The sequence below is a fragment of the Streptomyces sp. WG5 genome, from assembly GCF_049974565.1.
In the GTDB taxonomy this organism is placed as follows: domain Bacteria; phylum Actinomycetota; class Actinomycetes; order Streptomycetales; family Streptomycetaceae; genus Streptomyces.
The window spans coordinates 1-14,853 of record NZ_JBNGGC010000020.1 but is presented as its reverse complement, the minus strand read 5'-3'; the positions used below and the strand labels follow the sequence as shown (position 1 = coordinate 14,853).

Sequence of the window (14,853 nt, the reverse complement as noted above, 5' to 3'; positions counted from 1 at the left end):
AAAGAACGAAGAGAATCGGAGAGGCGATGTCGAATCCGTTCGAGGACGAAAACGCCGTGTACGTCGTACTGATCAACGACGAACTTCAGTATTCGCTGTGGCCGGTGATCGTCGACATTCCCGACGGCTGGCACACGGTGTTCGGTGAGGCCCCGCGGACCGAGTGCCTGGACTACATAGACCAGCACTGGACGGACATGCGTCCCAAGAGCCTGGTGGACGCGATGAGCGCGGCGGCCGGTGCCCGGGACCGCACCGAATGACCGCCCCGTCCGGCCCGGACCGTCTGCCCGCGGCCCGGCCGCGGGTCCGGACGGATCTGGACGGCCTGCCGTTCTTCCGGGGAAGGGCCGCCGAACCCGGAATGATCGGCCTGGACTGCAACGAATCGCCGTTCGCGCCGCCCGCCGCCGTGCAGGCCGCGCTGTCCGGCGCGGTCCAGGGGGTGAACCGCTATCCCGACAACTCGTCCGCCGACCTCACCGCCCGGCTTGCCGAGCGCCACGGAGTGCCGCCCGCCACCCTCTGCCTGGGGCCGGGGTCGGTGGGTCTGTGCGCGCAGTTGATCCAGATCACCTGTGCGGCGGGCGACGAAGTGATCGTCCCCTGGCGCTCGTTCGAGGTCTATCCGGCCATCGCCGGGACGGCGGGCGCGGTGGTGCGCCGGGTCCCGCTGACCGCGGGGCACGCCCTTGACCTGCCGGCGATGGCCACGGCGATCTCCGACCGCACACGGCTGGTCTTCGTGTGCTCGCCCAACAACCCGACCGGGACATCCGTGTCACGGTCGGTCGTGGAGCGCTTCCTCGCCGAGGTGCCGCCGGACGTCCTGGTGGTCCTGGACGAGGCGTACGCGGAGTTCACCGAGCAGGAGGCCGACCCGCTCGACGGGTTCGGCCTGGTGCGTGACCTGTTGCGGCAGGGGCGTACCAACGTGGTCGCGCTACGTACCTTCTCCAAAGCCTACGGGCTGGCCGGGCTGCGGATCGGCTACTGCCTGTCCGCCCCGCCGGTGGCCGAACTGCTGGGCCGGGTCGCGGTCCCGTACGCGGTCGGCACCCTCGCCCAGCGGGCCGCGGTTGCCGCGCTGGACTGCGAGCGGGAAGTGCGGGAACGCTGCCGGCACCTCACCGAGGAGCGGGAGCGGGTCCGGGCCGCTCTGCTCGGCGCGGGCTGGGACGTGCCGGTCAGCGGCGCGAACTTCCTGTGGCTGCCCGCCGGTCCGGCCGCGGAGGCCTTCGCCGCGCACTGCCGCGAGCAGCGGATCCTGGTCAAGGCCTTCCCCGGAGAGGGGGTACGGGTGACGGTCGGCACGGCCACCGAGAACGACGCCTTCCTGGCCGCGGCGGCACGGTTCACCCCCATCGAGGCCGGCGGCGCCGTCCGGTCGGCGCCACTCGGCTGAGGAGGCGCGCTGCGGACCCGAGAGCCGAAGCCTCCGGCCCCCACGCGATACGTGTCCTCCGTTCAGGTGACATCACCCGCTGGTTTTCAACTTCTGGTTGACAACCTCTGGTTGAAGTTGCCAGGCTCCTTCCATGACCGATCATGCGGAGGGGCCGGACGCCCTGGACCGTGCCGAAGATCCCGACCATGCCCGTGCCCGCCGGGAGCACGTGGCGCTGCGGCACGTGGTCGAGCGCCTGGCCGACGCCGAGCGGTCGGGGCCGACCGACCCGCCGGCTCGTCTCACCGCTCAGGAGGCCGTCCGTCTCATCGCCTCCCGGGCCGCCGGCGGGCGTTCCGCCGACGCGCCCGAGATGGACAGGACCGACATCATGGCGGCCCTGACGTTGCTCCCGCGCGCCCGCGCCGACTTGGACGTACTGGAGGCGAGCCTGCTGTTCGTCGCCAGGGACATCGGCCTGACCTGGCAGGACATCGCCTACGGCCTCGGCCTCCGGTCCCCCCAGGCGGCGCAGAAACGGGCCGGACGCGGCACCCAGAGCCCGGGTCCGACCCCACCGTCACGGCCCCAGACCCCAGCCGCAAGCGACCCCAAGGGTGAATGTGAGCACTGAACTCGCGGTCGAGACCGTCGGCATGGTGAAGTCCTTCGGGACCACCAAGGCCGTCGACGGCCTCGACCTGTCCGTCCCGGCCGGCGCCGTCTACGGAGTCCTCGGACCCAACGGCGCGGGCAAGACCACGACCCTGCGCATCCTGGCGACACTGCTCGCCCCCGACGCGGGCGTCGCCCGGGTCTTCGGTCACGACGTCGTCCGCGAAGCACACCGCGTACGGGAACGAGTCAGCCTCACCGGCCAGTTCGCCAGCGTCGACAACGACCTCACGGGCATGGAGAACCTGCTGCTGCTCGCCCGGCTGCACGGATACCGCTCCACGGCCGCCCGGGAGCGCGCACGCGACCTGGTGGAGGCATTCGACCTGGTCGAAGCCGCCGACCGCCCGGCCCGCGGCTACTCCGGCGGTATGCGCCGCCGTCTGGACGTGGCCGCCGGGCTCATCGTCCGGCCTCAGCTGATGTTCCTCGACGAGCCGACCACGGGACTCGACCCCCGCAGCCGCAACGAGGTCTGGGCCATCATCCGGGCGACCGTCGAGCGAGGCACGACCGTCCTGCTCACCACCCAGTACCTGGAGGAGGCCGACCAGCTCGCGCAGCGCGTCGCGGTCATCGACCACGGCAAGCTGGTCGCCGAGGGGACCCCGGGCGAGCTGAAGTCCTCGGTGGGCCGCGGCTCACTGCGCGTCGAACTGACGGACCCCGACGACCTGCCGGAGGCGAGCCGCATCCTCGTCGGTGCCCTGGGTGTGCCCGCCGAGACCACCGGCCCGGCCCAACTCACCGCGCGGGGCACCGATCCCCGGAGCGTGGCGCGCGCCCTGGGCGAACTCACCCGCACCATCGAGGTCGACGACTTCGCCATGGACCGCCCGAGCCTGGACGAGGTGTTCCTCGCGCTGACCGGGCGGCCCCCCACCTCCGAGGTGCCCGCCGCCCGCAAGCCGGGCCGCAAGTCCGGCCGCAAGCCCGCCACGAACGAGGAGAGCCGATGACGACCGCCGCGCGCCCGATGGAGGCGGAGGAGAGGCTGGTCCGGGTCCTCGGCGAGGACACCCGCCCCCAGCAGCGCCCCGGGGCGCTGTCCACGTCGCTCACGATGGGCTGGCGGGCGCTGGTGAAGATCAAGCGCTCGCCGGGACAGCTGTTCAACGCGACCATCACCCCGGTGATGTTCACGCTGATCTTCACCTACCTCTTCGGCGGCGCGATCTCCGGCAGCAGCCGCGAGTACCTGCAGTTCCTGCTGCCCGGCATCCTCGTGCAGGGCGTGCTGTTCATCTCCACGCAGACCGGTGTGGCCCTCACCACCGACCTCCAACAGGGCATCTTCGACCGCTTCAAGTCGATGCCGATCTGGCGGCCGTCCCCGCTGACCGGCGCCCTGATCGGCGACGTGGTGCGCTATCTGATCTCGTCGGCCGTCGTGGTCGCCGTCGGGCTCGCACTGGGCTTCCGGCCCGACGGCGGACTGCTCGGCGTCATCGGCGGCGTGCTCCTCGCTGTCCTCTTCGGCTTCTGCGTCTCATGGATCTGGACGTTCCTCGGCCTGGTGCTGCGCACCCCGCAGGGTGTCTCCGCGCTCGGCATGCTGCTGCTGTCGCTCCTGACCTTCGCCAGCAACATCTTCGCCGAGCCGGCCACCATGCCCGGCTGGCTGGAGGCGTTCGTCGACATCAACCCCATCGGGTACGTGGTCACCGCGAGCCGCTCCCTCATGAACGGGGACGGCACGGCCGACCTCACTCCCGCCCTCGTCTCCTGCGCGGTGCTGCTGATCGTGTTCGTGCCGCTCAGTCTGCTGCGCTACAACAAGAGCGAATAAAGGAGCGGGCTGTGATCCAGCCCGTCAAAACGGCGTTCCCCTCGTAATTTTTGAACGTTTGCCGCCGGTGGAGACCGTGGATAGCATCGTCCCCACCGCACCGGAAATCGTCCGAATTTTATTGGGGGAGCGCCGTGCTCAACAGTGAGAATTCCCGGGTCGACGTCCCCGAGATCGCGATGGTCGACCCCGAGGTACTCAGCGATCCGATTTCCGCCTATGGGAGGGCGAGGGAACAGACCCCCATAGTGCGCCTCATGGCGCCGGGATTCGGATCGATATGGGCGGTCACCCGCCACAGCGACGCCAAGGCCATGCTGAGCGACCCGCGCCTCGCCATGACCGCCGACAGCTGGAACCAGCGGATCCCGGACGACGTACGTCCCTACATGCTGACCATGTCCCACATGGACGGCGTCGACCACGGCCGGCTGCGCAAGCTCGCCGTACGGGCCTTCACCGCCCGTCGCGCCGCCGCCCGCCGCGACATGATCCGGCAGAGCGCCGACCGGCTGCTCGACACCCTGCCCGGCCTCGCCGAAGAGGGCACCGTCGACCTCCTGAAACACTTCGCACAGCCGCTGCCCACCTTCGTGGTCGGCGACGTCATGGGCATCCCCGAGGCGGACCGGTCCCTGTGGCGCGCCTACGTCGCCCGGATCAGCTCTGGAGGCCAGACGTACGACGAGGCCCTGCGCGATGCCATCGAGGGCGCCAAGCGGGTCATCGAACTGCGGCGTGAACAGCCCGGCGACGACCTGGTCTCCGACCTTCTGCGGGCCCAGGCCGAGGACGCGGACCGGATCAGCGACACCGAGCTGGTCACCATGGTGTGGCATACCGTCTTCGCAGGCCAGGACAATCTCGCGAACTTCATCGCCAACTCCGTGGTGGCCCTCCTCTCGCATCCGGAACAGCTCGCCGCCCTGCGTGCCGACCCGTCCCTGATGCCCCGGGCCGTGGAGGAGCTGATGCGGTGGCGGCCCCCCCTGCTGCTGACCGCCATCCGCTACGTCCTGGAGGACTTCGAGCTGTGCGGCGCGCAGGTGCGCGCCGGGGACTCCGTGGTGGCGGTGATCGCCTCCGCCAACCGCGACCCCCGCGTCTTCGACGACCCCGACACGCTCGACATCACCCGGCCCGCCGGCGCCGCGGTCCAGTTCGGCTTCGGCCACGGAGCGCACTACTGCATCGGCGCCTCGCTGGCCGCCGTCGAGGCGGAGGTGGCGATCGAGGCCCTGCTGAGCCGCTTCCCCGACCTCGCGCTCGCCGTCCCGCCCGACGAGGTGCCGCGGCTGCCCAACCCCGGCAGCTGGCACCTCACCGCGCTCCCGGTCACCCTCTGAGCCCTCCGCCTCCGAGTCCTGCGCGGAAATCGGGCTAGTGAAATCACTCGATGAAGCATGTGGCCCATGACGCATTACCCGGGTGTTCGAGTGCTTTGTTGACGGCAGTCGGGCCGGACCATAGATTGACGACTGCCCGAATTTCCCGCCTCCCGATAAGCAATTGATTGCAGCGCTCCCGAGATGTTCGAGAGTGCGGGAGGTGCCGTGGAAAAGCGGACCATGCGGGGAGGTGAACCGATATGCGTTACCTGCACTGAAAGCAGAGATGAGAACGTACGGCCGTAGCCCGGCATGGTCAGACCTGCCGGGCTACGGCACCGTTGACGGGGGTTGCGCATGGCAGGGCCCGCAGACACCGACACAGCAGAACTCGACATTCCAGGCCTGATCGCACGCGCCGATGAATTCATCCGGCTGTACAGCTCGGAGAACGCCGTCGACCGCCCGCCGGCCGACCGCATGGCCGAGATCCGCCGCGAGATCCGCCAGAGCGGCACCTATGTGCACACCGCCGGCGAACTGGCCTTCGGCGCCAAGATCGCCTGGCGCAACAGCAGGCGCTGCATAGGCCGCCTGTACTGGCCCGGCCTCGTCGTACGCGACCTGCGACACCTGCGGACGGCCGAGGACATCCACCGCGAGTGCGTCGCACACCTGCGGCTGGCCTTCAACGGCGGCCGGATCCGCCCCACGATCAGTGTCTTCGCGGCCGACGGACCCGACGGCACGGGACCGCGGATCCACAACCCCCAGCTCATCCGCTACGCCGGCTACCGCGGCCCCGGTGGCCGCGTCACCGGCGACCCCGCGTCCGCCGACCTCACCGACCGCGTCCGCGCCCTCGGCTGGCCAGGCGGCCCGGGCACCCGCTTCGACGTCCTGCCGCTCCTCGTCGAGGAGCCGGGCAGAGCGGCCCGGCTCTTCGACCTCCCGCCCGACGCCGTGCGGGAGGTCCCGCTGCGCCACCCCGACCACGACTGGTTCGCCGACCTCGGCCTGCGCTGGCACGCGCTGCCCGTCATCTCCGACATGGTGCTGGAGATCGGCGGCGTACGGTACGGCGCCGCCCCCTTCAACGGCTGGTACATGGGCACGGAGATCGGCGCCCGCAACCTCGTCGACACCCAGCGCTACGACCTGCTGCCCGAGATCGCCGACCGGCTGGGCCTGGACCGCACCAGTGACAGGACCCTGTGGAAGGACCGGGCGCTGGTCGAGCTGAACGTGGCGGTGCTCTGGTCGTTCGAGCGGGACGGCATCACCATCACCGACCACCACACCGAGTCGGAGCGGTTCCTGCGCCACCTGAGCCGCGAGGAGAAGGCCGGCCGCACCGTGCCCGCCGACTGGTCCTGGATCGTGCCCCCGCTCTCGGGCGGAGTGACCCCCGTCTTCCACCGCTACTACGACGACCAGGAGTCGTCGCCCGCGTTCCTGCAAGCACCGGCCCCCGGCCGCTGCCCGGCCACCGGACACGCTCCGACGACCGCCGGCGAGGCCCACGGACCGGACCCACAGCCGCCCGTCAGCGTCGGCGCCGACACCGGAGACAGCCGTGACCGTATCGCCCGCCCCTGAGGCCACCGACCCCCTGTTCAGCCCCCTCGACCCCGCGGTGCTCGCCGACCCCTACCCGGTCTACCGGCGGCTGCGCGAAGCCCAGCCGGTCTACTGGCACTCGGGCATCGACTCCTGGCTGATGACCCGGCACGCCGACTGCACGGCGATCCTGCGTGACTCCGCCCGGTTCAGCACCGACTTCCGGAAGATCGGCATCCCGACCCCGCCGACCCTGCTCAGCCTGCAGACCCTGGACCCGCCCGACCAGACCCCGCTGCGCCACCTCGCCCTCGACGCGGTCCGCGCGCAGGACCTCGACGCGCTGCGCGAGGAACTCGACGCGTTCGCCGACCGGTTGCTCGACGAACTGGCAGGCCGGCCGTCCTTCGACTTCATCCACGACTACGCGGACGTGTTCACCCTGCGGGCCATCACCCGGTTCATCGGCGTCGAACCACCCGAGACCGACGAGGCGTTCGCCCGCTTCAACGACGACCTCGACCACAGCATGGACGCGCAGCTCGACCCCGACGCGGAGGAACCCGGACTGCGCGCCCGCGCCCACTTCAACGACCTGGTCCGCACCTGGCTCGCCGACCCCGGCCCGCACGGTGTCCTGCCCGAGGTGGTGCGCCGCCTGCCCGGTTCCGGCGTCGACGCCGACGACGTACTGGTCAATTCCGTACGCGCCTTCTTCCACGCCGGGTTCGAGGTGCCCAGCCGCTTCCTCGGCAACGCCCTGGCGGCCCTGCTGGACACGCCCGGCGCGTGGGAGTCCCTGGTACGCGGTGACGTCGGCCTCGACACCGCCGTCGAGGAACTGATCCGGTACGTCGGACCGGTGCAGGCACTGGCCCGCGCCTGCACCGAGGACACCGAGCTGGGCGGGGTCACCGTCCAGAGCGGCCAGGTGGTGACCGCGCTGATCGGCGCGGCCAACCGCGACCCCGCGCAGTTCCCCGACCCGGACACGCTGAGGCTGGACCGCAAGCCCAACAACCACCTGGGCTTCGGCCGAGGCGCGCATTCCTGTCTCGGCCTCAACCTCGCCCGGATCGAGGCACATGTGACGCTCGGGGCCCTGCTGCGGCACCCCGGTGTCCACGCGGCGGGCGAACCGGTGGTGCGGCCGAACGGCACGCTGCGCGGCCTCTCCCGGCTACCGCTCGCACTCGGCTGACCCGAAGGAGTGTCGGCGGCGATGGAGATGGTGAGCGGGAGCAGCGGGGCGGAGACCGGGTCGGCCCCCTCGGCCAGGGCCGCGGGCGTGGCACGCCTGGCCCGACTGGCGTCCGGCCTCGGCCTCGGTGACCGAAGCGGCGTGTGCGTGGAGGCCTTCGGCGCGATGACGGGCTCCTGGGGCACGGCCACGGCCGCGCAACTGGCCGAGTCCGACGTGTCGTCCGACGGGTCGCCGATGGAGTTCGCGATCGGCCTCGACGACGACCCCGCGCTGCAGTTCGCGGTGGAGGCCCTGCGCCCCGGGGACTGCCCGGTGGACCGGGTCGACTCCGCCCGCGCCACGATGGCCGGCCTGGTCCGCCGGTACGGAACGGACGAGCGGCGGTGGGCGCAGGTCGCCGACCTGTATCTGCCCGAGAAGCCGGCCACCGAGCACGTCGCGATGTTCGGCGCAGAGGTGCGACGGCAGGGGGACGCCCAGTTCAAGGTCTGGTTCTACCCGGCCGTCGGCGGGCCCGAGCGGGCCGCGGAGCTGTGCGAACGGGGTCTTGCCGCCGTCGGGCTCGGAGCGGCCTGGCCCGCGGTGACCGCGCACATGGCACGGGGCGAGCGTCTTGACCGGCCGGTGATGTTCTCGCTCGACCTCTCGGCGGACCCCGAGGCGCGGGTCAAGCTGTACTTCCGGCACTACGCCACCGATGCCGACGGCCTGGCCGAACTCATGGCGCCGTACCCGGGTTTCGCGGCCGCACCCGTGCGGCGGTTCTGCGGGACGATGCTGCCCGAGGCGGTCGCCGACCTCTCCGCTCAACCCCCGGTCACCTGCCTGTCGTTCACCGGGGCGCGGCCCGCCGCGGTCGGCGGTGCGACCGTCTACCTCCCCATGTGGACCTATGCCCCGGACGACGAGGCGGTGCGCCGCCGGATGAAGGCGGCGCTGGCCGCCTGCGACCGGTCCTCCGGCCCCTACGAACGGGCGCTGCGCGAGGTGGCGTCCCGCCCGCCCGCCGCGGGCCGCGGCATCCACAATTACGTGGCCTGGCGGCCGGGTCCCGGCCGCCCCCGGCTCAAGGCGTACTTCTCGCCCGAACTGCGGCACACGGACCCGAGGGCGCGGTACGCCCTCGACGGGCAGGAATGACCGCCGAAAGGGCTGCCGCCCGTCGCTGACAGCGTGCCATAATCAGTCCTCGTGTATGAGCCTGTGGTCGACGCGTGGAAGCGATATTCGGGACTTGTGGACAGGCCAGGCACTCCCTGGCGTGTTCCGTCGGGGGTGCTGGCGGAAATCCATACCCGTTTCGGACAGCTTGACATGCTGATGGAATCCGTCGTGACGGTTCTGGATCCGTCGTGGACATCGACGGACGAACGGCAGACCGCCGCCGACGAACGTCAGGAATTCCTTCGGCAATGGGACTGGGCGTCGGTGTACACCGACGCCTTCTACTTCTTCGGCTGGCGTACCGTCGACCTGCTCAACGGCACCGTCGGCGGCCCTCTGCCATGCCTCGAACCGGTCCGGCCGGCCGGTCTCCTCGCCGTCCGAGACGTCCTCCACGAGCACCCGGAGAGCCAGGGCGCCTACTACCGGCACGGCCTCGAGCTCCGCGACGAGGCCCTGGAGAAGATCAGCCGCGCCGCGGACGTGCTCGCGGCGGGCGGCGACGGCACGGAGCCGGACGGTACGGAGCCTGGCGGGCGGTGAAGGCACGGGCGGGCGGGTGGTGAGCCCGCCCGCCCGGCACCTGGACCGAACCGTCACTTCAGCATCTCCACGACCGGTGCGAAGGCCTCCAGCCACGGTTCCAGGACCACGATGTAGCTGAGGCCGAACCGCTCCCGGTACTCCGTCAGCCGATCGGCGATCTCCCGCTGCGACCCGATCAGCCAGGCCGGCGTCGCGAGCAGCTGCTCGGGGGTGAAGTGGGCCAGCGGATGCCGCGCCCACTCCTCGGCGGTGCCCCGCGGATCGTCCGTGACGATCACCTGCTGCACCAGCAGGTTCAGTTCCACCTCCGCGACCCGGGCGCCCAACTGCTCACGGACCAGGGCCACCCGCTCGCCCAGCTCTTCCGGGCTCGCCAGCTGCGGGAACTCCCCGCGCCCCGCGAAGATGCCGGTGAAGCCGATGATGTCGGCGTGCTCGGCGGCCAGCCGCAGCACCCGGTCGCCGTTACCGGCCACCAGCAGCGGCGGGCCGCCGGGCCGCACCGGCCGCGGTGTGTGATCGGGGTTCACCATCAGCCCGCGCAACTCCTTGACAGTGCGCTCCAGTTGGCTGACGCGCTCACCGGCGGACGGGAACGGCACCCCGTCGGAGCCGGTACCCTGCCGGATGGAGCCGGCCGCCAGCCCGACCTCCAGGCGGCCGTCGGTCAGCAGGTCGGCCGTGGCGGCCTCCCGGGCCAGCAGCACCGGGTTGTGGAACGCTGCGTTGAGGACGAAGGTGGTCACCCGGATCCGCTCGGTGGCCTCGGCCGCCGCCACCAGGGCGGGGAACGGGGCGGGCGCGCCCAGGTGGTCCGGCACGCCCAGCACATCGAATCCCAGGTCCTCGACCTTGCGGGACTTTTCTGCCCATTCACGCCGCGGCGCGGGCGTGACGAGATTGACGCCGAAACGGAACGGCCGATTCTCGGGAAGAGTCATGATGCGACGTTAGCAGCGGAGCCGGAATCCGAGAACGCACGCGCTTTTGCGGCCGCGGCCGGTATTCCGGCGGCGGCTGTTCAAATTCCGCAATCTTGACACCGGTGAGGCCCGTGATCGAGTCTCGGGACGAATGTCACGTGCCTTGTTTCCTTCGTCGTGCGGGGAGAAGGAGTTTTTCGTGCGCCCAGAGCAAGCAAACGCCAGAACCACCGTGGGGAATTCGACACCTGCCCCGCCCTATTCCGAGGACGACGGAGAAGCACTCCAGGACTGGTTCCGCGCCATGCGGGACCAGCATCCCGTCCACCAGGACCCGGCGACCGGCGCCTGGATGGTGCTCCGGTACGCCGACGTCGTCACCGCCAGCCTGGACCACGCCACGTACTCCTCCGAACTGTGGCGGGCCTACCCGGCCGAGTGGGGCAAGGGAGACGCCTGGGGCCAGGGCCGACTCACCGAGATGGACCCGCCGAGGCACCGGCTGCTGCGGGCACTGATCGGCAAGGCGTTCAACCAGCGGACGGTCGCCGGCCTCGCCCCGGAGATCGAGGCCACCGTGGAACGCCTGCTGGACGCCGTGGACGGCGACCCCGAGATCGACGTGGCCCGCGACCTGGCCGACCCCCTGCCGGTCATGGTCATCGCCGAACTGATCGGGCTCCCCTTCGAGGACCGGGAGTTGCTGCGGGGCTGGGCGGACCGGCTGCTCTCCTTCGAGGCGGGCGACCTGGCCGGCGAGGAACTCGTCAAGGCGATCGACGCGGCGGGCGCCGAACTCCTCGCCTACCTGCGCGAGCACTACCGGCTACGGCGCGGAGCCCCCAAGGACGACCTCTTCAGCCGGCTCGCGCAGGCCGAGGTGGACGGCGAACGGCTCACCGAGGAGGAGGTGGTCAACATCGGCAAACTGCTGCTCGTCGGCGGGCACGTCACCACCGCCTGCTCACTCGCCAGCCTCGTCTTCGAGCTGCTGCGCCACCCCGACGCGCTGACTGCCGTACGACAGGACGCGGGCCTGATACCGGCCGCCGTCGAGGAGTCGGTCCGCTACCGCCCCGCGGTGCCCAACAGCCTGCGCCTGACCACACGTGACACCGAACTCGGCGGAGTCGCCATCCCCGCCGGGCAGTTCGTGTCGCTCTCCGCACTGTCGGCCAACCACGACGAGCGGCAGTTCGAGGACCCCGAGCGCTTCGACATCCACCGGCAGCACAACCAGCACGTCGGCTTCGGACAAGGCGTCCACTACTGCCTGGGCGCGCCCCTGGCCCGCACCGAGATCCGGATCGCGCTGACGGCGCTGCTGCGGCGGTACCCCGTCCTGGAGAGGACCGACGGCCCCCTCCAGTACTACCGGAACCCGAGCATCGCCGGTCTCAGGTCCTTCCCCGTAGCCGTCGCACGAGGCTGACGGCTACCGCCGCCGCGGGCTCTCCCGCATCCCCGCCCGCCGCCACCTCCACAGCCACCACAACTCCGCCGCGTCGTGAACCACTCGGACCCCAGGGGCAGAAGAATTCATCATGCGATACGTTGACGAGCCGAACACGAGCGGACGGTCCACGGACGGCAGCGGGCACCGGGGGGCGGCACCCGACCCCACCACGCTGCCGGCCATCTTCGGGACCCGCGCGGCGCTGACCCCGCGGGCCCTGGCCGTCAGCGCGGGCACGACCACCTGGACGTACTCCGAACTCGACGCCCGCGCCAACCGCATCGCCTGGTGGCTCATCGGCCAGGGCCTGGGACCCGACGACCGGGTCGCCGTCGCCCTGCCGCGCGGCGCCGAACACATCGCCGCTCTCCTCGGCATCATGAAGGCCGGTGCCGCCTACCTCCCGCTGGACCCCGAGCAGCCCACCGAACGCCTCGCCCGCCTCCTGCGGGACAGCGGACCCAAAGCCGTCCTGCTCCACACCGACCTCGCCCGCCGCCTGCCGCCCGGTGGCACCCGGCCGCTCCCGCTCGACGCCCCCGCCACCGGCGCAGCGCTCGCCGCCTGCCCCGCCACCGCGCCCCACGACGGCGACCGGACCCGCCCGCTGCTCCCGAGGGACCTCGCCTACGTCATCCACACCTCGGGCTCCACCGGCACCCCGAAACCGGTCGGCGTCCCGCACACGGGCTTCGCCGCCCTCGTCGCCACGGCGGCCCGGCACCAGACCACCGACACCGGTTCCCGCGTGCTCCAACTGGCGCCCCCCACCTTCGACGTGGCGATCTGGGAGCTGCTCACCACCTTCGCCGGAGGCGGCACCCTCGTCGTCCCCGAACACGGCCGTCTGCTCGGCGAGGAACTCGCCGACGTGCTGGCCGACGAACAGATCACCCACGTCACCCTGCCGGTCCCGGTGCTCGCCACCCTCCCCGTCGGCACCGAGTCCACGCTGCCCGACCTGCGCCGGGTGCACATCGGCGGCGAGAGCTGCCCGCCCGACCTCGTGCGCCGGTGGTCCGCCGACCACGAGCTGGTCAACGGCTACGGCACCACCGAGTGCTCGGTCGCCACCACCCTGACCGAACCGCTCACCGCCCTCGACGGCGGCCCCGTACAGGTCCCGATCGGGACACCGGTGGCGGAGGTCCAGGTGTTCGTCCTGGACGACGCGCTGGCCCCGGTGCCCGTCGGCACGGCAGGGGAGCTGTACGTGACCGGCCCCGGCCTCGCACGCGGATACGTGGAGCTGCCGGGTCTCACGGCGGAACGGTTCGTCGCGTGCCCGTTCGACGCGCCGGGCGCTCGGATGTACCGCACCGGCGACGTCGTCCGGTGGAACGCGGACGGTCAACTGGAGTTCCTGCACCGCGTGGACGACCAGGTGAAGATCCGCGGGTTCCGGGTGGAGCCGGGCGAGGCGGAGGAGGCGCTGCGGCGGCACCCCGCGGTGGCACAGGCCGTCGTGCTGCCCCTCACGCACACCACGGGCGATACGCGGCTCGTCGCCTACGCCGTCCCCGCCCCCGACGCCGAGGTGACCCCCGCGTCGCTGCGGGCCGACCTTCAGGAGGTGCTCCCCGACCACCTCGTGCCGTCCGCCACCGTCCTGCTGGACACACTGCCGCTGACACCGAACGGAAAGATCGACCGCACCGCGCTCCCCGCCCCCGACTACGACGGCACCGGCGTGTCCCGCGCACCCCGCACAGAGACCGAAGCCGTGCTGTGCGGCCTGTTCGGGGACATTCTGGGGGTGGCGTCGGTCGGGGTGGACGACAGCTTCTTCGACCTGGGTGGTCACTCGCTGCTGGCGACGCGTCTGGTGAGCAGGATCCGCCGTGTCATGGGCGTCGAACTGCCGCTGAGGGCGCTGTTCGAGGCGCCGACCGTGGCGGGGCTGGTACGCCGTCTGGACGCGGGGCAGGTGCGTCCGGCGTTGGAGGCGCGTCCGCGTCCGGAGTCGCTGCCGTTGTCGTACGCCCAGCAGCGGCTGTGGTTCCTGCACAAACTCGAAGGTCCGTCGGCGACCTACAACATGCCCCTCGCCCTGCGCCTCACCGGCGACGTCGACCACGACGCGCTGGAGGCCGCCCTCAACGATCTGGTCGTGCGGCACGAGCCGCTGCGCACCGTCTTCTCCGAAACGGCCGACCGGCCCGTCCAGCGCGTCCTGCCCGCGGAGCGGGCACACCTGGCGCTGCGCACCGTCACCGTCGGGCAGGACCGCCTCGAAGCGGAGATCCGCGCCGCGGCCCGTCACCCCTTCGATCTCGCGGCCGACATCCCGGCCAAGGCGTGGCTCTTCCGGACCGAAGACGCCCCGAACGCCGCCGTCCTGCTTCTCGTGCTCCACCACATCGCGGGGGACGGGTGGTCGGCGGGCCCCCTGGCACGTGATCTGGTGGCGGCCTACGCGGCCCGCTCGGGCGGCGAGGCCCCGGCCTGGCCGGCACTGCCGGTGCAGTACGGGGACTACACCGTGTGGCAGCACGAGGCGCTGGGGGACGTGGACGATCCGGACAGCGAGATGGCCCGCCAGTTCGCCTACTGGGCACATCAGTTGGAGGCAGCGCCGGAGGAGGTGACGGTGCCGGGGGACCGGCCGCGCCCCGCCTCGGCGTCGTACGAAGGCGGAGTGGTGTCCCTGGAGCTCGGCGCCGACCTGCATGCCGGGCTGCGGGACCTGGCCCGGTCGGCGGACGTGACACCGTTCATGGTGTTGCAGGCCGCGCTGGCGGCGTTGCTGTCGCGGCTGGGCGCGGGATCGGACATCGTCGTCGGTTCGCCGGTCGCGGGGCGGATGGACGAGGGGCTGGAC

Annotated in this window: 13 protein-coding genes; 12 read left to right on the top strand and 1 reads right to left on the bottom strand. The window is 71.5% G+C overall.

The window, feature by feature from the left end; genetic code table 11:
- The first annotated feature begins 26 nt into the window (after positions 1-26).
- The 10 genes from ACP4IX_RS21895 (at position 27) to ACP4IX_RS21850 (ending at position 9,650) form a co-directional block, all read left to right on the top strand.
- Positions 27-263 (top strand): MbtH family protein, encoded by a 237-nt coding sequence (locus ACP4IX_RS21895; protein ID WP_426521976.1) that lies wholly within the window; start codon positions 27-29, stop codon positions 261-263.
- A complete protein-coding gene (locus ACP4IX_RS21890; RefSeq protein ID WP_426521977.1) occupies positions 260-1,405 on the top strand; it encodes a histidinol-phosphate transaminase in 1,146 nt (381 codons plus the stop codon). The genes ACP4IX_RS21895 and ACP4IX_RS21890 overlap by 4 nt, the downstream gene beginning before the upstream one ends.
- Before the next feature lie 133 nt (positions 1,406-1,538).
- Positions 1,539-2,021: a DNA-binding protein gene (locus ACP4IX_RS21885; protein WP_426521978.1), complete on the top strand. Its 483-nt coding sequence runs from the start codon at positions 1,539-1,541 to the stop codon at positions 2,019-2,021.
- Complete coding sequence (locus tag ACP4IX_RS21880; protein ID WP_426521979.1) at positions 2,011-3,021, top strand: ATP-binding cassette domain-containing protein; 1,011 nt, start codon at positions 2,011-2,013, stop codon at positions 3,019-3,021. Before ACP4IX_RS21885 ends, ACP4IX_RS21880 begins: the two co-directional genes overlap by 11 nt.
- Entirely contained in the window at positions 3,018-3,851 is an 834-nt protein-coding gene (locus ACP4IX_RS21875) for an ABC transporter permease (RefSeq protein WP_426521980.1), read from the top strand. The genes ACP4IX_RS21880 and ACP4IX_RS21875 overlap by 4 nt, the downstream gene beginning before the upstream one ends.
- A gap of 134 nt (positions 3,852-3,985) precedes the next feature.
- On the top strand, positions 3,986-5,197 hold the full coding sequence (locus ACP4IX_RS21870; RefSeq protein WP_426556435.1) for a cytochrome P450 family protein: 1,212 nt from the start codon (positions 3,986-3,988) through the stop codon (positions 5,195-5,197).
- 339 nt (positions 5,198-5,536) lie between these two features.
- Positions 5,537-6,778, top strand: coding sequence for a nitric oxide synthase oxygenase (locus ACP4IX_RS21865; RefSeq protein WP_426521982.1), 1,242 nt, complete (start codon positions 5,537-5,539; stop codon positions 6,776-6,778).
- Positions 6,756-7,940, top strand: coding sequence for a cytochrome P450 (locus tag ACP4IX_RS21860; RefSeq protein ID WP_426556434.1), 1,185 nt, complete (start codon positions 6,756-6,758; stop codon positions 7,938-7,940). Before ACP4IX_RS21865 ends, ACP4IX_RS21860 begins: the two co-directional genes overlap by 23 nt.
- A gap of 21 nt (positions 7,941-7,961) precedes the next feature.
- Positions 7,962-9,083: a tryptophan dimethylallyltransferase family protein gene (locus ACP4IX_RS21855; protein ID WP_426556433.1), complete on the top strand. Its 1,122-nt coding sequence runs from the start codon at positions 7,962-7,964 to the stop codon at positions 9,081-9,083.
- 51 nt (positions 9,084-9,134) lie between these two features.
- Positions 9,135-9,650 (top strand): hypothetical protein, encoded by a 516-nt coding sequence (locus ACP4IX_RS21850; RefSeq protein ID WP_426556432.1) that lies wholly within the window; start codon positions 9,135-9,137, stop codon positions 9,648-9,650.
- Positions 9,651-9,703: 53 nt separating this feature from the next.
- Here ACP4IX_RS21850 and ACP4IX_RS21845 read toward each other — a convergent pair whose 3' ends face one another.
- Positions 9,704-10,594, bottom strand: coding sequence for a TIGR03621 family F420-dependent LLM class oxidoreductase (locus ACP4IX_RS21845; RefSeq protein ID WP_426556431.1), 891 nt, complete (start codon positions 10,592-10,594; stop codon positions 9,704-9,706).
- Between the two features lie 286 nt (positions 10,595-10,880).
- Between ACP4IX_RS21845 and ACP4IX_RS21840 the strand changes: the two genes are divergently transcribed.
- Both ACP4IX_RS21840 and ACP4IX_RS21835 read left to right on the top strand, forming a co-directional pair.
- Positions 10,881-12,008 carry a cytochrome P450 gene (locus ACP4IX_RS21840; protein WP_426521987.1) on the top strand — a complete coding sequence of 376 codons (1,128 nt, stop codon included), beginning with the start codon at positions 10,881-10,883 and terminating at the stop codon, positions 12,006-12,008.
- A gap of 112 nt (positions 12,009-12,120) precedes the next feature.
- On the top strand, positions 12,121-14,853 hold a 2,733-nt coding region (locus ACP4IX_RS21835), incomplete at its 3' end, for an amino acid adenylation domain-containing protein (protein WP_426556430.1).

Bases quoted from the DNA above. Each gene is read 5' to 3' on its own strand.
- ACP4IX_RS21855 (WP_426556433.1), top strand. From the start codon at position 7,962: ATGGAGATGGTGAGCGGGAGCAGCGGGGCGGAGACCGGGTCGGCCCCC.
- ACP4IX_RS21875 (WP_426521980.1), top strand. From the start codon at position 3,018: ATGACGACCGCCGCGCGCCCGATGGAGGCGGAGGAGAGGCTGGTCCGG.
- ACP4IX_RS21840 (WP_426521987.1), top strand. From the start codon at position 10,881: ATGCGGGACCAGCATCCCGTCCACCAGGACCCGGCGACCGGCGCCTGG.
- ACP4IX_RS21895 (WP_426521976.1), top strand. From the start codon at position 27: ATGTCGAATCCGTTCGAGGACGAAAACGCCGTGTACGTCGTACTGATC.
- ACP4IX_RS21890 (WP_426521977.1), top strand. From the start codon at position 260: ATGACCGCCCCGTCCGGCCCGGACCGTCTGCCCGCGGCCCGGCCGCGG.
- ACP4IX_RS21845 (WP_426556431.1), bottom strand. From the start codon at position 10,594: ATGACTCTTCCCGAGAATCGGCCGTTCCGTTTCGGCGTCAATCTCGTC.
- ACP4IX_RS21865 (WP_426521982.1), top strand. From the start codon at position 5,537: ATGGCAGGGCCCGCAGACACCGACACAGCAGAACTCGACATTCCAGGC.
- ACP4IX_RS21885 (WP_426521978.1), top strand. From the start codon at position 1,539: ATGACCGATCATGCGGAGGGGCCGGACGCCCTGGACCGTGCCGAAGAT.